This window comes from Nostoc sp. ChiSLP03a, assembly GCF_034531215.2.
Lineage (GTDB): Bacteria > Cyanobacteriota > Cyanobacteriia > Cyanobacteriales > Nostocaceae > Nostoc.
This window is the reverse complement of sequence record NZ_JAVRBQ020000044.1, coordinates 178,721-203,197: the sequence shown is the minus strand read 5'-3', so window position 1 is coordinate 203,197 and position 24,477 is coordinate 178,721. Positions and strand designations below refer to the sequence as shown.

Below are 24,477 nucleotides of genomic sequence, written 5' to 3'. Positions count from 1 at the left end.
GTTCTAACCAAGACTGTTGAGCTTACCAATAAAAACGTAATTAACTTGATGTAGAGCCAATAAGTATCTAGTAGTTTCTACTGAGGAAACTAGCTAGCTATTGAGTTAATTCTCTACTAAATAAAGGTTTCCCTAAAAAGCTGTAAAGTAAACATTTAGATTTTAAATTTAAAATAAGAAGTGTTACGTAAACTGAATTCATCAGAACTTTTATCTGTAATTGTCCTTAAGTAGCTAAGGTATTAGTACCGCAAAGTCGTAATTTGTAGTTAAGAATTCAATTACGAATTATGAATTACGTTAGCGCAGCGAAAGCGTTGCGGTAGCGAGTACTCGAGCGTCCGCAGGAGCGTCATTACAAATTATTTTAAGCAATACTCCCGCGCTTTCTGGCTTCTTTGTAGGAAGTTCCCACATTTTTTAGGCCAGCTTTAATCATCTGTTGTTCAAGTAGAGCAAAGAAACGCGCTTTATCGCCACCTTTTATTACTGCTTGATTATGCGCTTCGGCGATCGCTACAGGATAGCCATATCCTTTTTGCACTTGTGCTAACATTAGTCCCAGTGCTTGGTCTAACATGGTTGCATTCTCGGCTACCCATACCGGAACTTCGATTCGGGCGATTTCAGTGCCAACGTGGACGTAGCAAAAGTAAATTGTTTGATCGCCATAAAGTTCGAGAATAGGAGAATTGCTGCGCCACAGAGTACTACGTTGTCCTGGTTTGAGTCGGGTTGACCAAACAGAAGTATCTCGCAACTGTTCAAAAATTTTACAAGCTACTTTTTCTAGCTGATTTGGGCAATAAGTTTTACAGTCTGGCACTGGATGGGGACAAGCTAATAACCGTAAAAAGTTCATTGTTTCGATGCTGCGAGAGGCGCTAAGATAGCCCATTAAAGGAATTTGAGCATCACGCATCTGCTGCCAAGCTTCTAGGATGGGGGGTAAAATGCGATCGCGTGCATCCATCGGCAATTGTTCTAAAAACCAGTAAATTAGCGAACCATCTACCATCGCTAGCGCTGGTGTTTCCTTTTGCGCTGCATCACACGCCAGTTCTGCTAACACCGTTGTTTCGGAAGCAGTGCGGCGAAAACTCATCCATTCCTCGGTTCTAATTCCCCATTGCCGAGACATATATAAATCTTCTGGGCGATAAAATACTTCTGGCAAACTATCGAGTAATGGATGGCGATTTTGTCCGTAGTGCAAGACGACTCTGCCAATATTTAGCAGATAACAGTAAGCAATTTCGTGATGGTTGGGGGCAATTTGGGAACCATCGGTAGCGATGACAGTATGAATTTTTGGGGGAACTGGAATATCGATGCAGGTTTCTAGCGCCTCAATTGGAGTAGCATTAGCAAAGAGAATGCGATCGCGCCATTTTTCCTGGCGATCGATTAAATCTTGTTGACACTCGTAAGCATTTTTTAAATGTTGTTGTGCCAGTTCTAAACGCTGACGACTAGCAGCAGCTTCTAAAGTAAGATGCTGACTTAAACCCTGCATTTGTCGCGCCAGTTTTGTTAGGTCAAGCATAAAAATAAGTGCGAAGTGATACGTCAGAAATTAAATATGTATTATTCAAAATCCTTATAGAGACGTAGCACTACTACGTCTCTTTTTGAGTAGATATTTAATATATTAAAGCCAAGCTGAGAAATCTTTGGCAAACTGAGAAAGTGATAACAACTGAATTCGCGGATCGTTTTGAGCAGCTTCTCGTTCTACTTGAGTATTATAGCCCCAGTCTGCAAGAAAAAGTTTCACATCTTCAAGGTCTGCTTGCTGTTGAACTAATTGTAATGTCTTAAGTCTATCTTCTACAAACCAGAGACTAACAGATTTGTCTTCTGATGACTGAATTAATTCTCGCAAAATTTCATATTTGGGACGCTTAACTTCTTTCCCAATGATTGATTCTGGTGGAAAATTTACTCCTTCTTGTTGTAACAACTGCTGTACAAAACGCCCTTCTTTAGTTGTCACAATGTACAGCTTAACTCCGCTGTCAATAGTTAATTTGATTTTTTCTACTACAGCCGGATAAAATCTATGCAGACTCAGCCAACCACTTAAATCCGTGGTAATCCATTCATCTCGTTGATTATCTAGTTTTGCACCAATTTCTCTTGCTTGGAGCTGATCATTTAACAAAATTTGTGGGGCAATACTCACCCATTCATGAAGAATTTTTTCGTCAGGAATTCCATCTATCAAGGCTTTAATTAAAATGGGCATTTCCCAACCTGTTTCAATAACAGGTCTTAATCGATAGAATCTTAAAGCCAAATCATCTGGCGGTGTGTCGTTAGCAGAAGACCAAATTTCACAGTAGGTACGCCATGCTACCTCAAAATATTCAATTAATCCGTCGCAAATCACTCCATCAAAGTCCAGGGCTAAAATTTGGGGACTACTTGTGGTCATTGGTTTGAGAAAAAAACTGCTGTTGTCAGCTTACCCGACAAATTTAAATCATGCAGTAATTTTTGTTAGTCTTTTATAATTCATAAATTTGCTGAAAAAGTGTGGTGGTATTGTAAAATTTGATTTGTTAATGGTAGGTTAACGAGCATCTACAGCAGGTTTGCGATCGACTAAACGAATTTGATTTTGCTTGACTACTACGGTGATTAGTGGTAACGAACGTTTAGATGGGTTACGAACAACTCGGCCCTGAGCTGGACTTGGGGTGGAACTGACTAAAGGTAATACTTGAGTCAGGCGCTCATTATTGAGCAAAAGCCAAGTCACTTTCAATTAACTTGGCATTTGTTAGGTTAGCCCGACTCAAATTGCACAAGTGAAAATTTGCCCCTCTTAGGTCTGCTAGTGACAGATTAGCTCCCGTTAAATCTGCACTAGTGAGGTTGACTTCACTTAAATTAGCACTACTCAGGTTAGCGCCCTGAAGTGAAGCTTGTTGCAGGTTTGCCTCGCTTAGGTTAGCCCTCATCAGGTATGCTTTACTTAAATCGGCTCCAGTTAAATTCGCTTGACTGAGGTCTGCTGCTGTTAAATCAGCTTTACTTAGATTGGCTTGACTTAAGTTTGCCCAACTCAATGAGGCATAACTTAAGTTAATTTCACTCAGCTTCATGGTCGCAAGTATTGCACACCTCAAATTGGCATTAACAAAATTTCTTTCTCCAATTGCATAACGGCGTAAAATTTCATCAGTTGTTACTCTGTTTAAAACAGCTTTTGATGCGCCTTGATAACACCATGTAGCTTGTAATAGTTTGGCAGCAGTGTTAACAGCTACCTCATCACTAGAAGCCACAATTACACCATTGCAGCCATCCCATTGACCGTTAAGCATTAGAGCAATCTCATTAGCGGCAGCAATTGAGTCAAATAGTAAAACAGATTCTTTATGCCGTTTTAACCAGTTATTCCAACCAATCGAGATAATATTTTTCATTTCTATAAATTTTGAATTTTTCAGACGATTACGGCTCTAATATCATGTCCGCTAAAAGACTGATCATTAACACCGCAGTTCTTGCTGGGAGGAGGGGAGAGGGTTTGAAGTTCTTACCCATAATTTAAATTGTGCAACTTATACGCACAACAGTTTACGTCATCACACTTAAATATGTTCTTGTTGGGTGCGTAAGCTGTTAATCGTAGCGATAAAAAATAGGAAAATGGCTAAAACCAATACGGTATTTCTGAGCATTGAGTTATCAAAATGCTTGAGTGCGATCGCCACTAATGCCCAAAGTATTACTCCTGCATAAGCGATGTCTCGACGCTGGATGACCATAACTGCTGCAACTGCTGTTGCTATCAATACCATGATGAGAGTCCAGATTACAGCAGAAATTCCCCAACCGTTCCACCTGTGAAAATCCAAGGCACACGCTACATTGACAATAGTCGCCACGCTAATCCAACCTAGATAAATGCTAATCGGAAAGTGAATACACCATTTTTTTAGCCAAGGTACACGCGATTTGCCAATTTCTAACTGCACATAAATACCAATTAGCGGCAACAGAATCAAGAGCATTGCAATTATAGAAAGAGCAAAAAGCCGAGACAAAAATAGATATACCCAAATACTTTGAGCAACACAGGCGATCGCCAACAGATAATCTGTCTTACGTAAATCAGGCTCATGTTGCTGGTTAGGTAGAGCTTGGTATACCCCAAAAGCAAGCAACCCAAGGTAAATCAGCCCCCAGATAGCAAAGGCGTAATTGGCAGGGATAATCAGGACATTTTTAAACAAAGTATTGGAAATTTCCCCGATGCTAAGTCCATTGAGCGGAAAAATGTTCGATACTACATTGATAATAAAAGCACCAAAGATTGCAGCTAAAGTAACAAGCTGCCGCCAAAGATCCCGGTAATTGCCTCTTGTGAACTGCTGCATAGGATGTTAACTCATAATCGAATCCGCACGCTTGTAAAGCCCAAAGACTTATTGTATCCTCGATCCCAGCCTAGAGGCTCTTAACCACTTGGGGCAAGGGCTGTATCTTAACAGGCGTGCCATTCAACTCATATCTTTTGTGCTTTTAGCTTACATCCCAAAAACAGTGATGCATATAAGCCACAGTCATATCTAGCAAGTTAATCAGGAGTTAAACTGATTATTGACCTCACTGCTTTTAAGGTACTGTCCATGCAGCTACTTCAAACTACCGACAAAGATTTTTCTGTCAAATTCCAAACTCTTGTAAACGATCGCCGGGAAGTTACAGTTGATGTTAGTGGGACAGTACGTGAGATTCTAGCTGATGTCAAAGTGCGTGGTGATGCCGCAGTCAAGGACTATACTAGCCGCTTCGATCGCAACAATCTCCAGTCTTTGCATTTAAGCGAAACTTTTATTGCCGAACACGCAACGCAATGTCCTGCTGATGTCTTGGCTGCACTGGAATTTGCTGCTAAAAGGATTGTAGCTTTCCATGAAAAACAATTACCACAAGATATTGCCTACAGTGATGCAGTCGGGGTAAAACTGGGATTGAATTGGGTAGCGCTCTCGCAAGTGGGAATTTATGTACCAGGGGGACGAGCTAGCTATCCGAGTTCTTTGTTGATGAATGCCTTACCAGCTAAAATTGCTGGTGTTGAAAGAATTGTCATGACAGTACCGATGCCTAGCGGTGAGATTAATCCCGTTGTCTTGGCTGCTGCTCAAGTTGCCGGTGTTACAGAAATATATGGCATTGGTGGGGCGCAAGCGATCGCAGCATTAGCTTATGGTACAGAAAGCATTGCCCCAGTAGATAAAATAGTTGGCCCTGGTAATGCTTATGTTGCTGAAGCCAAGCGTCAAGTCTTTGGCACTGTTGGCATTGATAGCATCGCTGGGCCTTCTGAAATTTTAGTGGTAGCCGACAGCCAGAACAACCCAGATTGGATTGCCTGGGATTTACTATCGCAAGCAGAACACGATCCTAGTGCTCAGTCAATCTTAATTACTGATTCCGAAATCTTCGCGCAACAAGTAATCAAGGCTGTTGAGAAAATTCTCACCGATTTACCCACCAAAGAAGTTGCTAGTGCAAGTTGGCAAAATTATGCAGCCGTGATTCTAGTTAGCGATTTAGCCGAGAGTATACCACTGCTCAATCAACTAGCTCCAGAACATGTGGAATTGTGTGTGGACAACCCGCAACTCCTTGCCAATCAAATTAAGTGTGTCGGCAGCGTGTTTTTAGGACGCTATACTCCAGAAGCGATTGGCGATTATTTAGGAGGCCCCAACCATGTACTGCCAACTGCACGTTCTGCTCGCTTTGCTTCTGGTTTGAGTGTGTTCGACTTTCTCAAACGAATTACTTTTTTAGAATGTGACAAAGAATCATTACAGACAATAGGCAAAGCAGCTGTCACCTTAGCAGAGGCAGAAGGTTTGCCAGCCCATGCAGGTAGTGTATCTGTACGCTTACATTGAAGTAGGCAGGAGGTAGGAGGCAGTAGAGAGCATCTACATTTGACATTGATTAAAAGGTTCTCGAATAAAATAGAGCGCATCGCGTTTTTGAACTTCCATACCGCCTCTATTCCAGCTTCCCCAACGAGTTATAAATTTTTTTTCACCTTGGCGACGTTCAATCGCAACAGTAAAATTATTACGGAGTTCCCGATAACATCCATCTAAATTCGTTAAGGTCAAATCCAGTGCTGGAATATTAAATTTATTCTCCCCTTTATTGACAACAAAAAATCCTTCACTGCCTCGCTCCATTAGCAATACAGTCGGACTATCAATTGTTGCTAAAACATTTTCTTTGGTATTTTTTCCCTGAGTTCCTCGTTGATGTATAATTTGGCGAAATTTGACACCATATTTGATAAAAGAAATATCTTTATTATCCCAGTTGAGTATTAAAGGAGTGCCACTTTCTCTCGCCAAGATATATGCTGTTGCAAGGAAAGAGTCAGAAGAATTGCTATAGGGGTTAATGGCATTAGAATTAATCTCGCCGATCGTATCGTGGTTTCTGCCAAAAGTGACGCTACGCGGATCGTTTATGGCTGTGGGAACTCGCAGAGAACGCAAATCTCCACCAAAGCTGAAGGCATTTTTCATTGAATTGTAGAGAACAAAATCTGTGATAGCAGCAATCCAGTTATAATTTTCTGCACTGGTGTCGCTATCTGTGATTACCTCAAGATAATTCCATGCTTTGCCTTGACTTTGGCGATCCACATAGCTGATGTACTCTTTAAGAACATCTGCTGGCATATGCTTGGCAGCATCAAACCGAAATCCATCAATTCCTAAATCTAGCAATTTTTTTAAATGAGCTTTTTGAATTTTTTTAACATTATTGGTAAATCTCAATTCAGGAAGTCCACCTAACCAACAATTAATTTCTGAATTTCTATTGCCATCACTATAATTAATGCTACAAGATTTTTTTCCTGTAAGATTTGAATCCGAATTAAAGTCATTTATAGAAAGACTTGGAAATTTAGTTAAATCTTCAAAATCATCATTGCCATCTAAATTAGCCATGTGATTGAAAACAACATCAGCAATCACTTTGACCTGACAACTGTGGGCTTGATTAATAAGTTTTTTTAAATTTAAGAGTGAACCTTTACCTTCGATAATACTGTAATCTACAGGTTGATAGCGTGCCCACCATTCTAGAGCAGGATTAGATTTTTGGGCTGGAGAAATTTGAATGTGAGAGTATCCTTGCTTCCCTATTTCACAAACAAATTTTTCAATATCAATGTACTGCTGGTCAAATGCATGAAAAATCGCAGAAGGTTGTTCTCCTGCTAATGTCTTAATCGGGTAAATACAAGTTGTGCAGATGACAACTGCACAGATGAAGATATTTTTGATCAAAGATATTACTCCTAAACCGGATTGTGTTTTTCTATTAGTTTGCCAAATAAACTTGACTTTTTATTGAGTAATATCATGTCCGTTTGGTTATTTATTAAACCTCAAGAATCCTTCCCCGTATGTATTGGGGCTACGGAGTACACACAAGTTGAATTACGCCCCTTAAAAATACGTGAGTTCGACAAGTGCTATTTTGACCTCTCCCCTAGCCCCTCTCCTACCAAGAGCTACGATGTACACACATCTCTAAAAATCCTACCCACCCAATATTTCTGTTCAAGTGAAAGTCTCACACTGAGCAAATATCCCGCCCAGAACTAAAGTTCCGGACTGATAAGCTAAAGTCCTCTTTTAGAGGACTAAACAAGAAATTTAGTTTAGTCCTCTAAAAGAAGCCTTTGGTTATGAGACTCGGAATTTATTCCGAGGCGGGATAGATACACTGCACCAACACTTGTGTCTACACCGTAGCCTACCAGGAGAGGGGAGCAAAAACTTTTCTTTTTTCATTACTCCTCCCTCTCCTTACCCAGAAATCCAAAATTGATTGGGCATTATTGACGCGATGGTTTCTTACCAAAGCCATAGCGCATTGTATCCATAATCCAAGTTTGGAAGTTGTCAATGTAGCTAAATATCACTGGTACTACTACCAGTGTCAACAGAGTGGAAGTTGTAAAACCGCCCATAATGGCAATTCCCATTGGTTGGCGAACTTCAGAACCCGCGCCGATTCCCAATGCTAAGGGCAGAATCCCGGCGATCGTTGCGAAAGAAGTCATTAAAATTGGGCGCAGACGTGATACGCCTGATTCAACGAGCGCCTGACGTTGGGTTTTGCCTTCTTGCATATTGATGATGGCATAGTCAACTAACAGAATCGAGTTTTTGGTGACAATCCCCAACAGCAACACGATACCAATCAGGGCATATATTCCCAAAGGTTTTTGAGCAACCATCAACGCTACCAATGCCCCGCCTAAACAAAAGGGTAAGGCTGCCATAATCGATAATGGATGGAGAAAGTTGTTATACAGTAACACCAGAATTGCATAAATACACATTAATGCCAGCCCCAACGCACCGCCAAAGCGACCAAAAATGTCTTGCATAATTTTGGCACTACCTGATGGTTGCTGTACTACTCCTGGCGGTAAGTTTTGCATTGCAGGTAGTTTGTTGATTGTCTGGACTGCTTCTCCTAAAGAAAGCCCTTGCAAATTCGCTTCTACAGCTACTTGACGGGCGCGATCGTAACGGTTGATGGTAGCAGGGCCGCTACCAAAGCGGATATCTGCCACTGCTATGAGGGGAACTAATCTGCCATTTTGACTGGGGACTTGTAGATTTGTGATTGTGTTGATATCAGCCCGCGCTTCGGGATCGATTTGGACGCGAATGGGGATTTGACGATCGCTTAAATTAAATTTCGCTAAGTTCGCCTCATTATCGCCGATGGTCGCAAGGGAAGCAGTCCGAGCGATCGCTTGCACTGTCACCCCCAAATCTGCCGCCCGTTGCGGGTTAGGAATTACCAAAATTTCTGGTTTGACTAAACTTGCAGTAGATGCCACTTCTACCAATCCGGCTAGCGATCGCATCTGCTTTTCTAAGGCATCAGCAGCTTGATTCAATGCTGCGGGATTTTCACTTCTGAGGACAATTGATAAACCTTTGCGACTGTCACCTGGTGACTGACTTTGAAAACTAATTCTCGCTCCTGGTATTTGCTCAAAGTCAGGACGCACTTGTTCCTCAAACTGTTTTTGGGAAATATTTCGTTCCTCTCTGGGTTTAAGATTAATCGCAAGACTAGCAGAATTGATCTCTTCTGTTGCTAGTACGCGTTCAACTACTGGATTTTGGCGGATAATATCAGTTGCTTGTGTGACTACCTTGTTAACGTCTTCTAATGTGGAACCAGGAGGAAGTTCTATAGATACATTGGAAATTCCGAAATCGCCATCATCAACAAAACCCTTGGGAATCAAGGGAACTAGCATCAGACTCGCAACAAAAAAAGCGAAAGCGATCGCCATTGTTGTCAATCTATGACGTAACGCCCACTGTAAAAGCGATCTATAAGGTTGAAAACCCCGACGCTTTTCATCTCCAAGTTTTCTACTTCCGTTCCCACCACCTGGAAGTGTAAATTTAAAATTAAAAATTTTTATTACTCCCCCTGCTCCCTGCCCCCTGCCCCCTGCCTCTTTTAAAAGATACGCCCCCATCATCGGCGTAACCATGCGCGCGACAAGAGTTGAGAAAATTGTGGAAACGGCAACGGTAACGCCAAATGGTTGAAAAAATTGCCCCGGAATCCCACCCATAAAGGCAACGGGCAAAAACACTGCAATAATCGTTGCTGAACTGGCGATTACCGCTAATCCTACTTCGTCGGAAGATTCAAAAGCCGCTTCCCAAGCTGACTTGCCCATAGCCATGTGGCGTTCCATGTTTTCAATTTCCACAACGGCATCATCGACCAAGTTACCCACCGCCAGGGCTAATGCCAACAAAGTCATGTTGTTGAGGGTGTAACCAAGGGCTTGCTGCACTGCGAAGGTGGGAATTATTGATAAGGGTAAGGCAACTGCCGTAATTAATGTTGCTCGCCAGTCCCGCAAAAACACTAAAATAACGATGACCGCCAGCACCGAAGCTTGAATCAATTCATCAATGGTGCTTTGGTAAGATTGGCGGACAATATCGGCTCTAGTAAAAATTAAATCCAGTTTGACATCTGGAGGAAGAGTTTTTTCCAGTTGTTTGACTGCTGCTTTCACTCCTTCTTCTACAGTCACCAGAACGCTGCCAGTACTACGTAAGACTTGAAAAGCTACTACGGGCTGATTATTCAAACGGGCGGCTTGGCGCACGTCACCAAATTTATCTTCTACAGTTCCCAGGCTAGATAAAGGTACGGAACCACCTTGTGGTAAAACGATTTCGTAGGTTTTCAAAATATCCACACTGGTGGCACTTCCTAAAGTACGGATACTTTGTTCGCTACCACCAACTTCGGCACGTCCGCCAGGTAAGTTAATATTCAAAGCGCGGATTTGGTCGTTTACCTGAGTGGCGGTGATCGCTAAAGATTGTAAGCGGTCTGGATTAAGATTAATCCGAATTTCTCGGTCAACGCCACCCACACGCTGAATTTGGGCTACACCACGAACTCCCAACAAGGCACGGCTAATAGTTTGGTCTACGAGATTGCTTAATTCTTCTACAGAACGCCGATCTGATTTAACTGCGTAGGTAATCACCGGGCCGCCGGAAAATTCTAGGCGTTCCACAATGGGATCGTTAATGTCTTGGGGTAAATCTTGGCGAATTTGAGCGATCGCATTCCGAACATCATTGGTGGCGCGATCGCTATCTGTACCCAAAACAAAATTGATTGTCGTCTGAGAATTCCCATCGCTAACGGTAGAAATCATGTAATCGATATTGCCCAACCCCGCCACAGCGTCTTCAATTTTTTTCGTCACTTGGGATTCTAGTTCTGCTGGGCCTGCACCTGGTTGGGTAACTTTGATCGAAACTGTTGGTATATCAATATTTGGGTTAATATCAATCCCCAAGGATATGAATGAGAACCAACCGACAACCGTCAAAATTAAAAATAAAACAATCGTGGGAACAGGTTTTTTAATCGACCAGGCTGAGATATTAAAAGACATTGGGAAATTTTAGATTTGTCATTGGTTATTTGTCATTTGTCATTTGTCATTTGTCATTTGTCATTTGTCATTGGTTATTTTTCCCTATTTTCTTCAATTTGCAACTCGAACCCGATCGCCATCTTTGAGATAGCCTGCACCATCAACGACAACGCGATCGCCTAACTGTAACCCACTCTTGATTTCCACTGTGTCGTTATTTCCAGGATCTCCTAACTCTACTTTCTGACTGCGGACTGTATTTTCACTCGATAAGATGAATACAATTACACTTGCGTCAGCTTGGGACTGCACTGCTTTTTGTGGCACTACCATTTTCATCCCTGAGTCAGTAGTAATTGCAGCACTAGCAAACATTCCTGGTTTTAGTAAAGTCGTTGGGGGCAAGTCAATTTTCACTGTCGCCTCCCGCCTTTGATCGTTCAGTTGTGGTTGTATATCTCTGACTCGTCCTTGCGATCGCACCCGGCGATCGACATCAGAAGTAATTTGCACCGATGCGCCAATTTTCACCTGAGTTAGTTGAGTTTCGGGCACTTTCGCCTGAAGTTCTAACTTTTCATCTCGGATAATCGAAAATAGCTTTTGTGTGCCACCAATCACCGTCCCCACTTGGGTTTGCGGCGGTACGCCAGTGACATCACCGACTCTAGCTAGTTTCTCGGCGATTACTCCTGAAACCGGCGCACGTACCACAGTTTGTCTCAATTGAGTTTGCAGTTGTTGTACTTTCGCAGCACTGCTTTTAACATCGGCTTTGGCTTTGTTGACGATCGCTTGGGAGTTATTAATATTAGCTTGGGCACTGCCGATATTAGCCTGGGCACTACGTATATTTTCTTGGGACAGGTTCACAACTTCTATGGCAGTTTTCACAGCGTAAGAACGAGTATCAAGTTCTTGTTTGCTAATCGTCCCAGAGTCAGCGAGTTGTTGATAGCGCTGATAATTTTTGGCTGCTTCCTCCAACCTCGCCTTAGCTTGAGCCAAATCGGCTTGTCTTTGCTGGACTATTGCTTTATTTGATGCCAAATCTGCCTGCTTGGATGCTACATCTGCTTGTTTGGATGCTACATCTGCTTGTTTCGATTCCACATCTGCTTTTGCTTGGCTAATTTGGTTTTGCAGTATGGAACCATCTAACACTGCCAACACTTGACCTTGTTTGACAAAAACTCCTTCTTTGACATTTGCGGGGATGCTTTTAATTTGTAAACCGTTTGTTTGCGGTAGCACCGGAATTAAATCACTCGCGGCTACAGTCCCAGTAGTTTTGAGTGTACGGACAACACGGGCGATTTCTACTGTGGCGATAGTAACTGTCATCGCTGGGTTAACTTTTTTATCCGCTACCGCGCTTTGTTGACGGGATGGAAAACGATTTAATACACTCATCACAACCAAGGCGATCGCAATTCCTAAACCAGTACCCAAGAATAATGGCTTCAACCATGCCCTGGTTTGTTTTTGATCTGATTTGCTCAAAAAATTCCGATCTTCAGAGGTTATAGCTTCTTCCACCTCAACTTCTGAAAGACTTTCATCGCTCACAGTTTCACCTCTACTTGCTGTTTATACATACCAAACCTTGGTATTTTCTTAAGAAAACTTGAAGTTTATCTACTTCGATATCAACTATGACGTATTTCATAGTGAATGTCTTTGCTCTGCAACAGTATATAATATAACTTTTTCACTAAGAGAAATTACTACTAAAAAATGGTAATAAATTTTATGTAGATTATGATACAGAAAATTCTCTCATCTCATAGAGCTACTCTATGTCACACACCATCTGTATTGAGATCACTGTCAATTAATGCTCAGATATGAAAAACTAATATAGCCGATCTAGATTTATCTAATTAAAATCGAAAGTATTTATGTACCTTGGTAGATCAGGAAATTATTTTTTACACGTAATCAATCATTTCTCTAAAGCCTTTGTGTTGCTAGGGAGTTATATATCCAGACACACGATAAAGCGTAAGAATTCAGCACCCAAGAGTCAGAAGTCAGAATTTAAAAGCAATGAGCGCATAATTCGTCTATTGGCCGAGAAGAATTCAACTAAGTTTTTCAACATTCTGGCTCCTGGATTCTGACTCCTGAATTCTTACGATAAAGCTAGCGTCTACAGGTACCCGTGAGTTACAAAGGAGCAAACTCCATTGCCTGAAATTCCAGCAAGGATGGCCTTGATGATGGAATTTTGAAATCAATCAAAATCAATAAAAAATTGGTATATACCAGAGTAACCAGATATGTTCAATGCCACTGAAATTTTAATTGATGCCTTCGTAAATGAAATTCGAGACGGCTATCGCCGCACTTATGGCTGCTTTAAACATGATTATCAAGATATTATCGCCTGGGCGGGTAACATGGCTTTGGAAAACATTGCCAATAGCGATGCCCTTTACCATAATGTTGAACACACAGTCCTAGTCGCCTTAGTGGGGCAAGAAATTTTACGTGGTAAACATATCAGGGAAGGCGGTGTTTCCAGTGAAGACTGGTTGCATTGTATTATTTCTTTAGTGTGTCATGATATTGGCTACGTTAAAGGGGTTTGTCGGCAAGACCGAGAAACAGCAAACTTATATGCCACAGGTAAAAATGGCAGAATGATTTCTGTAGCTGCTGGCGCTTCTGATGCCAGTCTGACACCTTATCATGTTGATAGAGCCAAGCTTTTCATCGATGAGCGTTTTGGAGGTCACAAGTTAATCGATGCTGAGGCAATTAAGAGCAATATTGAATTGACTCGATTTCCCGTACCTGCGGCAGAAGATCATCAAGATACAAGGTGTTTTGCAGGATTAGTCCGGGCTGCTGATTTAATTGGTCAACTAAGTGACCCGCGTTACCTGAAGAAAATTACTTCTTTATTTTACGAGTTTGAAGAAACTGGTGTAAATAAAGTTTTAGGCTATAAAACCCCTGCCGATTTGCGTAACAACTACGCTAAGTTTTACTGGAATGGCGTATATCCTTATATCCAAGAAGGACTGCATTACCTATCATTGACACAACAGGGAAAACAAATTCTTGCAAATCTTTACTCAAACGTGTTTGTTGTGGAACATGAAAAACAACAGGAAGAACAGCAGCGGTATTTAGAGAAGTTAGCAGTTGGGAACTAGGAGTTGGGAGTTAGGAGTTGAAAATTATTAATCATGAGTTATGAATTAAGATAAAAACTTAATAACTCATAACTCCTAACTTATAACTCCTAACTACTATGGATTGGTGGCGACGACTTAAGAAAAATCCTTTGGCACGATTTGGGGTAACTTTGCTATTAATTTTCTATATAGCAGTAATTGCAGCTGATTTCGTAGCTCCTTATGACCCCTATGCTTCACAGCCTAATGGTTCACTGCTGCCACCAACGAAGATACACTGGGTTTCTCAGTCAGGGCAGTTTACCTGGCCTTATGTTTATCCGACAACTCAGGGAGATACGAATTTAGATACAGGCGATCGCGAACTCATTGTAGACTCGAAAAAGCCTTCGCCTCTGCGTCTATTTGTCTCCGGCTCAGAATACCGATTGTTACAGATGAGTTTGCCACTACCGCCGAAGTGGGATGAAGTTACAATTTTTGGCGGTATTCCCTTAAATTGGCATTTATTTGGCACAACAAGTGGTGCAAAAGTCAATATTTTGGGTACTGATGACCAAGGCCGCGACCAGTTTAGTCGCTTGCTACATGGCGGTCGCATCAGTATGTTTATCGGCATTTTTGGCATTATCATTACCTATCCCCTTGGTTTGCTCATCGGGGGAATTTCCGGCTATTTCGGCGGTGTGACTGATAGCATCATTATGCGCTTGGCAGAAGTGCTAATGACTTTCCCTAGTATTTATCTTTTGGTGACATTGGGTGCAGTCTTACCAGCAGGTTTAAGTAGTACCCAGCGCTTTTTGCTGATTGTGGTGATTACTTCGGTGATTAGCTGGGCTGGTTTAGCACGGGTGATTCGGGGACAGGTACTATCAATTAAAGAGCGAGAATTTGTCCAAGCCGCGCGGGCAATGGGCGCGAACCCAATTTATATCATTATCCGTCATGTTTTACCGCAAACGGCTAGTTATGTAATTATCTCTGCGACTCTTGCAATTCCTAGCTTTATTGGTGCAGAGGCGATATTGAGTCTCATCGGCTTGGGTATTCAACAACCAGACCCCTCTTGGGGCAATATGTTATCTCTGGCTAGCAATGCTTCAATTTTGGTGTTGCAACCTTGGCTAATTTGGCCGCCGGCTGTGCTGATTATCCTCACAGTGTTGGCATTCAACTTACTCGGTGATGGGTTGAGAGATGCACTCGATCCTCGTAGTTTGAGAAGATAAGCTTTTAGAATAGCAAATGCTGTCGCCGAAATCACAAATGCGAACCCCGAAATAGCTTTTGCGTACTCCGAAATAACAAATGCGTAGGCGTAGCCAGCCGTAGGCATCACTTGTACTCTACTGCTGTAAAACCCAACGGCGAAAAAGTTCTACCATAATCCGCCAGCTTCCCTGAATTTCCTCAACGACATCATGACGCTTCAGAGTATTCAGCGCTTCTTGTAAATTGGCGTCGTTCATACCTGTAGACTGAGCTAAGGCATCCAGACTTAGCCCTTCTGGGTGAGGTGCAAGCATTTGTACAATTGCTTGTTGACCCTCAGCACCCCGCGCCGCCTGACCCCAAACCCCATCAAAGTAGTAGCGTCCCCGTTGGAAAAACTCAGGGTCATTGATAACTGCTTCCACATCTTCTATTGTGAAAACTGGGTCACGCGATCGCCCTTGCTCAAAAACAAAGTCATTGTAGCGGCGTACTAGCTGAAAACCCAGTAGTTGCACTAAATATGGTTGACCGTGTGTCAAAGCATAAATTTCATCTAAAGCTTCCAGGATGTAGTCGAGGGGGAAGTCTTCATTACCTGGGTTAGCAAGAATTTGGCGGGTAGCTACACGTTCTTGAAAGCCCACATGAATAGGAATGACGCTGGCAAAGAAGGGTTGAAAATAATCTGCTGTCATCTCTTCTAAAGTGTGCAAACCAGCAAATGCAAAGGCGATTTTAGAACTCATTTGCACTAAACCGCGCAAAAAACCCATAAAGTCGATAGGGATTTTTTTCGCTTCAATTAAATCTTCAATTTTCTCAAACTCGTCTAAGGCAATGATTAACCCACCGTCTAGCTTTGCTTCAACCTGTTTTAAATAGCGTTCAAAAGTCCGGTAGGGGAGATTTAGTAAATCAGCGTCAGTTGGGGGTGGAAGTTTTACAGTTTGAGAAATTTCATCACAAATTGCCATTAGCACCTCACCCACACCTTGGGGGCTATCTCCCAAACGTAGCAAGTTGACATAAGCTAGCTGTATTTGTGAACCTAAACATTGAGCAGCGTTAAGCAGAATAGAAGTTTTGCCCATGCGCCTGTGACCGTAGAGAACTATAGACTGGAGTTGATTACCCATTACCCAGAGTTCTTCTAACTGTCTAATGACATCTTCTTGCCCAACGAAGAGATGACCTTGAACGGGGTCGCCTACAACATAAGGATTAACCACAGGCTTGGTGATGGAAATTTCTCCCACTTCACCAGTAATTTCTAAAAGGCTTTTTTGCCAAGTTTGAGCGATATCTATTATTAATCCTTGCTCTGCTTGTGGTAATGTGTCGGCTTGATTTAGGATTTTTGTCAGTTCGCCTAATGCTCGATTCAAAGCTAAAGACCTGGCTGAACGTGAGACGCTGCGTTCAATAAACTGGACATCCTCAACAACTTGACGTAAATGAGCAAGAACTTTCCAAGAAACTGGACGTAAAAGCGGTTCCTGTGGAAAAAGAGGAACTTGGATAGCAGCAATAGAGGCTGGTTTTTTAGCTTCGTGAAACAGCGCTAGACTTTGAGCAAGGGTAAACATTTCCTCGCCATAGAGAAGAGAACGCACTACTGCAAAAGCCTCTGTTGCTCTAGCTGGTTTTTTTTCATGTAGATGCCAGAAACCAGCGGCAGCAGCACGGGCAGGAGTGTCTAAGCGAGTGTCTGTGTTAAAACGAGCCTGTAAACCTTCTTGCCAAGAACGAAGGAAGAACAAGAACCAATAGAAGGAGAAGAAATCTTTGATAAACCTTGATTTTAGGGTTTGATCTAGAGAAGCTGAAGCAAAACGTACTATATTCCAATCAAAAGGATTTGCCGCCAATCGAGAGACAGTCCAAATGAGTTGCTCTGAGGGGATTTTGGCAAGTACTCTATTGACTGCTTGGACAACAGGAATGAATTGTAGGGTATATGCCAGCAGTTCATTAGTATTGTGTAAACCTATTTCCCAATCATTTTGCAACCAATTTTCCAAGCGCCAGACAAGATTAGGAAGCGAAAGTGGAGTGATACGAGGAAGTAGCCAACTACTGTTTTGAATAGTTCGCAAGTTTAAAGGTGAGCCAATAAGCCAGGTTTCTGGACGCATTACCGCCACGCCTACCGCCACACCTCCCACTACGGCAAATGCTACGCCTCCCGCTACGTCTCCCGCTACGCATCGTACCATGCCTACCCCCATGCCTCCCGCCATGCCTCCTGCTACGCCTCCCACCACGCCAAACGCTATGCCTCCCACCACACCTCCCGCCACCCCTACCGCCACACCTTCCGCCACGCCTACTGCCAAGCCTCCCACCACGCCTCCCGCCACACCGAACACTACGCCTCCCGCCACACCGAACACTACGCCTCCCGCCACACTTCCTGTCACGCCTCCTGCCACACCTCCCACCACACCTCCCGCCACACCGAACGCTGCCGCGCCTACCGTTACGCCAAACGCCACGCCGAACCAGTCAACGGGAACATTTACAGTCTGCAAAATTAGACCTACAGCTAGAGGTGTAACTACTGTTAAAAATAATCCTTGAAAAAGTAACTCACGGTGGATAACATTTTGACGCAATAAGTCCCATACCTTCCGCCAATTCATTTCCCCTTGAGGAATATACCCATGCCCGAATTCATTCACATACCACCGCAAAGCTTGGGGGAAGAAAAATACCCAGTACAAAAGGCGCAGATAATCCAGTGGGTTCCATAGAGAGAGAGGACGCTTTAACTTGGGTGCTAAATCTAGGCGGGGTACAGGGGTCAATTCAGCCTCCATCATTAACCGTGAAGAACCTTACCTTCTCAGCTACCTTCCTATAAAGTAAGCGAGAGTAGGAGTAATCTTGCTTCCCTTGTAAGGAAGGGGTTGAGGGAGAAATCAAAGGGGTATCACTCATCGCCCACTCTCCACATACTGCGAATAAGTTCGATAACACAATTGCATTAGTTTACGAGGATGTCCGCCACTTTCTTGGATGAGTTGGATGATTTTGTCTTCAGTAAAACTCACTGAAGTGTTAGCCAAATGGTTGGTAATCAAAGCACGCATAGTGCCTTCATCCCAAGGATGAATGTGTTCTTCTTGGCAAATACCTGCCAGTGGAGATGTTTTGCCATTATCCTGACTGTCATTAAATAGCTTGTCCAGAGGTTCGCTAGCAGCTAAAATCAACCGCAAAGAAGCATCACGCCCTTCAGCTAAACCGCGCAATTGATCCCTAACTTGGCGAGTAAAGCCGTTTTCGATTAACTTTCCTAAATTATCTATAGCTAATAGCACTTTTTGATTTTGCAAATTGCGAGTTAGTCTATAGCCTTTGCTTTCAGGAATACCAATTTTATCGCACAAAGCAAAGTAGAATTCATCTTCATCATGAACTCCATTATTTAAATCTAAAAAAACTGGCTCGCGTGGAAACTGCAAATAATTTTCTGCCTGTTGGCAAATCACCCATAACAAAGATGACTTGCCGATTCCTTCTTCTCCTATGAGCGCGACACTACTATTACTGTTAAGTACTTCAAATACCCGTGATATTTCGTGTTCCCTGCCAAAAAACTGTTGTGGATCTTCTATTCTGCCGCGTTGAGGAATAAAAGGATTATGATTTTGCTGCAATAGATTAGCTGAGTGTAATTCATCTCTTAGTGCTGGATTAGTTAGTTCTACAATTGGTTCTTGGGAAAGTGAAGCTTGTTCTGAAAACTTTTGATATCCTGCTATTATTGAATTTTTAAAAGTTCTTTTTTTAACTTGTATTCCTAAAATTTCTGTAATTTTTGTGCATAACTTTGCACCCACATCTCTCACATATTGTGTACTATAGAAGCCATCATTAACAATCTCTGCATACTCCTTCCCTTCCCACATCCCTAAAAAGAGCTTTTGTTCTAAGTCATTTAAGACTTGCCTATCGTTTGCAAGTAGCTTATTAATGAATGTTAATGCTTTTTGTGAGTCCATTAGGTGTAAGCAAATTGGCAGAGCAAAGTTAAAATCAGTCAGTAGTGTAATACTTTACCCTACAAACCTACATTTGCCTACTTTCCCTTACAACAATTTAATCACTCAAACTCCCTACTAGTGACTACCTATAGAGCTTATGTTTCAAGTGATGATGGTGTCATACCAAAAAAAGTTGAGGAGTTTGAAAAATGGCAACTTTTAGACAACAGCTTGTACTTGCTCTCATCGCTGCTACCAGCGCCATACTAGCTACGGTAGCGCCTGCATTAATTGAGCGGGATAAAAAATCTTCTTCAGAACCAAAGCCTTTTGTCACCGCCACCTCTGCAATATGTGACAAAGTTCTTGCCGATAAAGTCTGTGTCGCTAATCTTACAGTGCAGGTTAATAGCAACGAACTTCAGCAAGTGAAAAATCGCGATCGCTTCTTTCTCAAATCTGGAGATACTCTAAGATTATCAAACGTCTATTATTGCATACCATCTCAAACTCTACTCAATAAAGTAGAAGTCAGAGGATATTTATTTAAACATGGAGTTGAGAGTTATAAAAATGGACTTTTCACTCCTAGTAACTTTCCAGTGAATCCTGCTTGTCATAATATCGGTAACTTCCAAAAAACTCGGAAGCTTGAACCAGGACAGCACCGAGTTAGTATACCCATTATCAAATATGTTGGCAGCAACAGAATTGTAGACAATAGTTTCTATTTTAACTTGGATGTTGGACAGTAATTTCAGTCTTCTGTTTGAAAGGGAAAGCGAGTAATAGTTTTATGGCTTACAGCGAGTTTAGTTTAGCTAAAGCAAAACAAGAGTTGAGTTTAACCACGTTAGAAAAACGAGATATTTTCGCTGCCGTCCCTGAATTAACAGCGAGTAATTTACTTGTAGAAACACTCAACTATAACCTCGATATCGCTTTAGGCAGTAATAGTGAAAAAGCTCGTTCTGAGTTAATTATTGCACCAATTTTAGTTGATTTACGCTGACAACTACACGAACAAGTTAGTTTATTTTCTGGAGTAGATTTCACTGTTGATAATAGCAAAGGATTAAACGTCACTTGCGATTTTATTATTACTAAATCTCCAGAAATTCTCATTTTGACAGCACCAGTAATTACAGTTGTAGAAGCTGAAAAAGAGAATATTAATGCGGGTTTTGGTCAGTGTGCAGCGGAAATGGTAGCAGCCCAAATTTTTAATCAGCAAGCTGCAACTGAGATTAAAACAATTTATGGCGCAGTCACAACTGGCAGTATTTGGCAATTCCTCAAATTACAACAACAAACATTGACCATTGATTTAAGCGAATATTATCTCAAAGATGTAAATAAAATTTTGGGGATTTTAGCCAGTGGTATTTCTCAAGAAATTTAATATCGAATTCGTGGGTCTACATAAGCATTTAAAATATCAATCAAAATGCTGGCGCTAACAACGATCGCACCAAAAAAGACCAGTACTCCCTGGACTGTGGGATAATCGCGATCGGCGATCGCTTGATACAATCGATTAGCCAAACCAGGCCAAGAAAATGTTACCTCTGTCAAAATCGCTCCACCCAATAGAGATGCAAAGGTTAATCCTAAAACTGTAATTACTGGAATTAGCGCATTTTTTAAAGCGTGGGAGGCTAAAATCTTATTTTCACCAATACCTCTAGCTCTAGCGGCTTCTACATAATCTGCTTGCAAGGTTTGCTTTAAATTCACTCGCACAATTCGCTCAAAAATCCCACTGAGTAAAATTCCCAAAGTGAGACTCGGTAAAGCCAGATGGTGCAAAGATGCGAAAAACTGGGTGAAATTTCCACCGAGTAGGCTATCAATTATATACAATCCAGTCACAGTAATGGGAGCCGGAAGATTGGGCGGAAAGCGGTTTGAATTGGGAAACCAACCGAGTTGAACTGAGAAAATCAACTGTAAAAGCATTCCCGCCCAAAACATGGGGAGTGCGTAGGTGATGATCCCAAATAGACGCCCGCCGACATCAAAATATGTCCCAGGACGAGAAGCTGAAAGAGTCCCAACCGCAATTCCGACGATGAGTGCAACCGCCATACTACATACTGCTAACTCCACTGTCGCCGGGAAATATTGCCCAATGATGTCCCAAACATTTTCTCCCCGACTCAACAAAGAACTTCCCAAATCAAAGCGCAACAAATTTCCCAAATAATTGAGGTACTGTAACCACAGAGGAAGATTTAAACCGAGTTGTTTTCGCAATTCTTCTTTAGCTGCTTCTGGCGCACGTCCACCAAGTATTGCATCTGCTGGATCTCCTGGTGTTGCTCTTAATAAGAGAAATACAATCGTGATGATCGTTAATAGCTGGAGTGGCGCAAGAAGCAACCGAGAAACAATGTAATATTGTAAAGCTTTAGAACGAGACATATTTTAGTTGTTTGTCATTTGTCATTTGTCATTTGTCATTTGTCAAGAGTTAATGCCCAGTCCCCAGTCCCCATTACCCCTTATCCCCAGAGGGGGCCCCACCATCCCCAGTCCCCAGTCTCCAGTCCCCAGTCCCCAGTCCCCATTGCCCTATGCCCAATAACTATTTTTTAATTGTCTGGTAAACCAAAATTTGGGTTGGGTTAAGTTTTACGCCATTAACACCATTTCGGGCAAATACATAGTCTTTGTTTTGCCATAAGGGAACGTAAGGTACATCAGTAGTTACTTGCGTTTGAATTTCGTTAAAAATTTTCTGACGCGCTTCGGGGTTTTGTTCTTTGCGTTGCCCATCAATCAATTTATTTATGGCTTCGTTATAGTAGAACGAACCCTGAGTTTGACTGCCTCCATCTTCGCATCCTTTAGCAGTTGAACCTTTGTCACAAGATAAAAATGGCTGGACGTAATTATCTGGATCTAAAAAGTCTGGATACCAATCAAGTAAAGCTGCTGGATACAAACCCTTGGCAATATCTTTAAAAAAGGCAGGCCCTTCCGCTTGGGTAACTTCAAATTGCAGTATTCCATCCATTTTGACATCCACAAGAGATTTGAGTGTCTGTGCTGCCAAACTCCGAGTAGGTGAACTAGAAGGATACCAAACTTGCACTTTTGCAGGATTTTCTTTGGAGAAGCCAGCAGTAGTTAATAATTTTTTAGCTTGGTCGAAGTTAGCATCGCCATATTTATCTTTGAATAATGGCACAGAAACTTTAAATGTTGTAGGAATCATGCTATAAAGCGGATCTGCTTGACCAAATAATACTCGCTCGTTTAAAAGTGGACGGTCAATTATGGAGGCGATCGCTTGTCTTACTTCTAATTGATCTAAAGGCTTTTGATTCCGGTTTAATACCAGATAACTTACTACACTACCTTCAGCTGCGATTGCTTGCCAATCCCCTTTTTTACTACCTTCTTCTAAGCTGCGATTTTGATCTGGTTGCAGCGACAAATAAGCTACATCAATTGCACCTGTACGGAAAGCATTAAACAAATTAACCGGACTAGTTTGAATTTGGAGATTAACACCCTTGTTAACTGGTTTTTCTCCCCAATATTTATCAAACACATCAAATCGGATGGAATCAGTACCATACTGTCCTAATTTGTAAGGGCCAGTCCCCACAAAAATATTCGGCTTGAATTTACCAGCGCCGACTTCGTAAGCTTTTGGAGAAACGGCACAGACTCCAGGAAACGCCAACAGTGAAGGAAAAGCTGCAAAGGACTTTTTCAGCTTGATTGTCAACTCATACTCGCTTGTCGCTTTTATAGAATCTACTATATCAGCTAGTAAGAATGAGGGTTTTCCTTTATTTTCAATAAAGCGCTGAATGGTAAAGGCCATTGCTTGAGCGTTAAAGGGAGTCCCATCGTGAAAAACTACTCCCTGACGTAAGGGGATGGTATAAATTAAGCCGTCTTGACTGACTTTGGGTAATGCTGTAGCTAATTGGGGTTTAATTTCGATGCTTCCTGGTTCGTAGGTGTAGAGGCGATCGCTCATATTAAACACCAAACCTAAAGCTGCTAACTCATAAGCATCAGCCGGATCGAGGGTTCTTGGTTTGGCTGTTGTACCGATAGTAATACGACCATCACCTGTAAGGGTATTTACGGAACCAGATGGCGGCGTAGTTGATTGCGGACGAGGAGCGCAACTAACAACTAAAAATAAACATAGACAAAACAAAGATAGGAATTGTGTAATTCGACCCCACCGTTTCACGAACAAGGAAAACCAGGTCATAGCAATAATATATTTGATATCAGCGGTCAGCAATTTTACTACATTTGTGACTCTTATGCTGAATCTTCACAATTTTATAGTGGTTCTTGTTTTAATGGAACACTCCGTAGCCATCTAAATCAAAAATTTGTGGCAGATACCCAACTTCATAATCAAGTTTATTGCTGTGATCCCGACGACGGGATACATCTATGCACTATTTGGTTAAAAAAAATCATTAATAAAATACGAAATTTAATATTTAAGATTTGTAAAGTATTGAAAAGTTTTTATGTAATTAAATTTTTTAATAGTTGGTTAAATTTGTCGTAAATTCATATTTACTAAAAAAATGGGTATTTGTTAAGCTTTGACACTTAGCCCAAGTAGTGTACGTTGAGATTTTAGCTGTTGCTGCTTGGGAACAGACACTGACAAAGCGTTTTCTCGTCAAGCTCGGCTGTATTCTCAAAAAGAAGTGTGTTTGAACATTAGCGACTAAAGCGATCGCGATATTGTTAACAGCAGATTGAAAGTCGAAATAGTGAGACTAAGACCGTGAAGTATTTCTTTCTATCTGAGGGATGGGCAGTTGCCAGAGTTTGGGCATCTGATGGACTCTGGCAAATAACCGCATGGCGACGCCAACCAGATATTCAGCGTATGAATATTTGTTTAGTCGAAGAAAATGAATTGCTCTGGCTTTATCGAGTTGAAGAAGCCGTTTTAACCGTGGAAGTGAAGCCAACAACACCAGTAATTGGTAGTCAGACCATCGGTCAAGTAGTACTCAAGCGTCTGATGAGTGCCGAACAGGTAATCGAACGCCTGGGTACAGCTGAAGCGAAGTGTCAACTGCAAAATATCCACTTGGTTGTTCAGTAAATATGGGGGATTGGGGAT

17 protein-coding genes and 1 pseudogene are annotated in these 24,477 nt (G+C 41.9%); 6 read left to right on the top strand and 12 right to left on the bottom strand.

The features are described 5' to 3' along the window. Positions 1 to 367: 367 nt before the first annotated feature. The 5 genes from RMY32_RS07760 to RMY32_RS07740 form a co-directional block, all read right to left on the bottom strand. The gene (locus tag RMY32_RS07760; RefSeq protein ID WP_322711183.1) at positions 368 to 1,546 is read right to left on the bottom strand and encodes a DNA double-strand break repair nuclease NurA; all 1,179 of its coding nucleotides are present in this window, start codon (positions 1,544 to 1,546) and stop codon (positions 368 to 370) included. Positions 1,547 to 1,651: 105 nt separating this feature from the next. Continuing rightward, positions 1,652 to 2,437 (bottom strand): HAD family hydrolase, encoded by a 786-nt coding sequence (locus RMY32_RS07755; RefSeq protein WP_322695913.1) that lies wholly within the window; start codon positions 2,435 to 2,437, stop codon positions 1,652 to 1,654. Positions 2,438 to 2,575: 138 nt separating this feature from the next. Further along, positions 2,576 to 2,752, bottom strand: coding sequence for a hypothetical protein (locus RMY32_RS07750; protein ID WP_409882482.1), 177 nt, complete (start codon positions 2,750 to 2,752; stop codon positions 2,576 to 2,578). Next, entirely contained in the window at positions 2,742 to 3,434 is a 693-nt protein-coding gene (locus RMY32_RS07745) for a pentapeptide repeat-containing protein (RefSeq protein ID WP_322711181.1), read from the bottom strand. Before RMY32_RS07745 ends, RMY32_RS07750 begins: the two co-directional genes overlap by 11 nt. Before the next feature lie 168 nt (positions 3,435 to 3,602). Continuing rightward, positions 3,603 to 4,391, bottom strand: a complete 789-nt coding sequence (locus RMY32_RS07740; protein ID WP_322711180.1) for a tryptophan-rich sensory protein — start codon at positions 4,389 to 4,391, stop codon at positions 3,603 to 3,605. Between the two features lie 252 nt (positions 4,392 to 4,643). Here RMY32_RS07740 and hisD point away from each other — a divergent pair, with 252 nt between their 5' ends. After that, positions 4,644 to 5,924, top strand: coding sequence for a histidinol dehydrogenase (gene hisD, locus RMY32_RS07735; protein ID WP_322711178.1), 1,281 nt, complete (start codon positions 4,644 to 4,646; stop codon positions 5,922 to 5,924). 33 nt (positions 5,925 to 5,957) lie between these two features. Here the strand turns inward: hisD and RMY32_RS07730 are convergent, their stop codons facing one another. The 3 genes from RMY32_RS07730 to RMY32_RS07720 form a co-directional block, all read right to left on the bottom strand. Next, entirely contained in the window at positions 5,958 to 7,334 is a 1,377-nt protein-coding gene (locus RMY32_RS07730) for an alpha-amylase family glycosyl hydrolase (RefSeq protein ID WP_322711176.1), read from the bottom strand. 554 nt (positions 7,335 to 7,888) lie between these two features. Continuing rightward, positions 7,889 to 11,020 carry an efflux RND transporter permease subunit gene (locus tag RMY32_RS07725; RefSeq protein ID WP_322711175.1) on the bottom strand — a complete coding sequence of 1,044 codons (3,132 nt, stop codon included), beginning with the start codon at positions 11,018 to 11,020 and terminating at the stop codon, positions 7,889 to 7,891. Positions 11,021 to 11,113: 93 nt separating this feature from the next. Beyond that, positions 11,114 to 12,571, bottom strand: a complete 1,458-nt coding sequence (locus RMY32_RS07720; protein ID WP_322711174.1) for an efflux RND transporter periplasmic adaptor subunit — start codon at positions 12,569 to 12,571, stop codon at positions 11,114 to 11,116. A gap of 713 nt (positions 12,572 to 13,284) precedes the next feature. Between RMY32_RS07720 and RMY32_RS07715 the strand changes: the two genes are divergently transcribed. Continuing rightward, positions 13,285 to 14,166, top strand: coding sequence for an Npun_R2479 family HD domain-containing metalloprotein (locus RMY32_RS07715; protein ID WP_322711173.1), 882 nt, complete (start codon positions 13,285 to 13,287; stop codon positions 14,164 to 14,166). 98 nt (positions 14,167 to 14,264) lie between these two features. Then, positions 14,265 to 15,380 carry an ABC transporter permease gene (locus RMY32_RS07710; RefSeq protein WP_322711172.1) on the top strand — a complete coding sequence of 372 codons (1,116 nt, stop codon included), beginning with the start codon at positions 14,265 to 14,267 and terminating at the stop codon, positions 15,378 to 15,380. A 117-nt stretch (positions 15,381 to 15,497) separates the two neighbouring features. Here the strand turns inward: RMY32_RS07710 and RMY32_RS07705 are convergent, their stop codons facing one another. Both RMY32_RS07705 and RMY32_RS07700 read right to left on the bottom strand, forming a co-directional pair. Then, positions 15,498 to 18,173, bottom strand: a complete 2,676-nt coding sequence (locus tag RMY32_RS07705; RefSeq protein ID WP_409882477.1) for a helix-turn-helix domain-containing protein — start codon at positions 18,171 to 18,173, stop codon at positions 15,498 to 15,500. A gap of 129 nt (positions 18,174 to 18,302) precedes the next feature. Then, the gene (locus RMY32_RS07700) at positions 18,303 to 19,373 is read right to left on the bottom strand and encodes an AAA family ATPase (RefSeq protein WP_322711170.1); all 1,071 of its coding nucleotides are present in this window, start codon (positions 19,371 to 19,373) and stop codon (positions 18,303 to 18,305) included. Between the two features lie 191 nt (positions 19,374 to 19,564). Between RMY32_RS07700 and RMY32_RS07695 the strand changes: the two genes are divergently transcribed. Together RMY32_RS07695 and RMY32_RS07690 are read left to right on the top strand one after the other, a co-directional pair. Next, positions 19,565 to 20,110, top strand: a complete 546-nt coding sequence (locus tag RMY32_RS07695) for a hypothetical protein (protein ID WP_322711169.1) — start codon at positions 19,565 to 19,567, stop codon at positions 20,108 to 20,110. A gap of 41 nt (positions 20,111 to 20,151) precedes the next feature. Continuing rightward, positions 20,152 to 20,757: pseudogene (locus RMY32_RS07690) on the top strand (hypothetical protein). Here the strand turns inward: RMY32_RS07690 and RMY32_RS07685 are convergent. Both RMY32_RS07685 and RMY32_RS07680 read right to left on the bottom strand, forming a co-directional pair. Continuing rightward, a complete protein-coding gene (locus RMY32_RS07685) occupies positions 20,754 to 21,779 on the bottom strand; it encodes an ABC transporter permease (protein WP_322711168.1) in 1,026 nt (341 codons plus the stop codon). The pseudogene RMY32_RS07690 and the gene RMY32_RS07685 overlap by 4 nt on opposite strands. Before the next feature lie 163 nt (positions 21,780 to 21,942). Further along, entirely contained in the window at positions 21,943 to 23,595 is a 1,653-nt protein-coding gene (locus RMY32_RS07680) for an ABC transporter substrate-binding protein (RefSeq protein WP_322711167.1), read from the bottom strand. 537 nt (positions 23,596 to 24,132) lie between these two features. Between RMY32_RS07680 and RMY32_RS07675 the strand changes: the two genes are divergently transcribed. Continuing rightward, positions 24,133 to 24,459: a hypothetical protein gene (locus RMY32_RS07675; protein ID WP_289795423.1), complete on the top strand. Its 327-nt coding sequence runs from the start codon at positions 24,133 to 24,135 to the stop codon at positions 24,457 to 24,459. The last annotated feature ends 18 nt before the right edge of the window (positions 24,460 to 24,477 follow it).

Bases quoted from the DNA above. Each gene is read 5' to 3' on its own strand.
- hisD (WP_322711178.1), top strand. From the start codon at position 4,644: ATGCAGCTACTTCAAACTACCGACAAAGATTTTTCTGTCAAATTCCAA.
- RMY32_RS07685 (WP_322711168.1), bottom strand. From the start codon at position 21,779: ATGTCTCGTTCTAAAGCTTTACAATATTACATTGTTTCTCGGTTGCTT.
- RMY32_RS07740 (WP_322711180.1), bottom strand. From the start codon at position 4,391: ATGCAGCAGTTCACAAGAGGCAATTACCGGGATCTTTGGCGGCAGCTT.
- RMY32_RS07700 (WP_322711170.1), bottom strand. From the start codon at position 19,373: ATGGACTCACAAAAAGCATTAACATTCATTAATAAGCTACTTGCAAAC.
- RMY32_RS07715 (WP_322711173.1), top strand. From the start codon at position 13,285: ATGTTCAATGCCACTGAAATTTTAATTGATGCCTTCGTAAATGAAATT.
- RMY32_RS07695 (WP_322711169.1), top strand. From the start codon at position 19,565: ATGGCAACTTTTAGACAACAGCTTGTACTTGCTCTCATCGCTGCTACC.
- RMY32_RS07745 (WP_322711181.1), bottom strand. From the start codon at position 3,434: ATGAAAAATATTATCTCGATTGGTTGGAATAACTGGTTAAAACGGCAT.
- RMY32_RS07755 (WP_322695913.1), bottom strand. From the start codon at position 2,437: ATGACCACAAGTAGTCCCCAAATTTTAGCCCTGGACTTTGATGGAGTG.
- RMY32_RS07710 (WP_322711172.1), top strand. From the start codon at position 14,265: ATGGATTGGTGGCGACGACTTAAGAAAAATCCTTTGGCACGATTTGGG.
- RMY32_RS07725 (WP_322711175.1), bottom strand. From the start codon at position 11,020: ATGTCTTTTAATATCTCAGCCTGGTCGATTAAAAAACCTGTTCCCACG.
- RMY32_RS07680 (WP_322711167.1), bottom strand. From the start codon at position 23,595: ATGACCTGGTTTTCCTTGTTCGTGAAACGGTGGGGTCGAATTACACAA.
- RMY32_RS07760 (WP_322711183.1), bottom strand. From the start codon at position 1,546: ATGCTTGACCTAACAAAACTGGCGCGACAAATGCAGGGTTTAAGTCAG.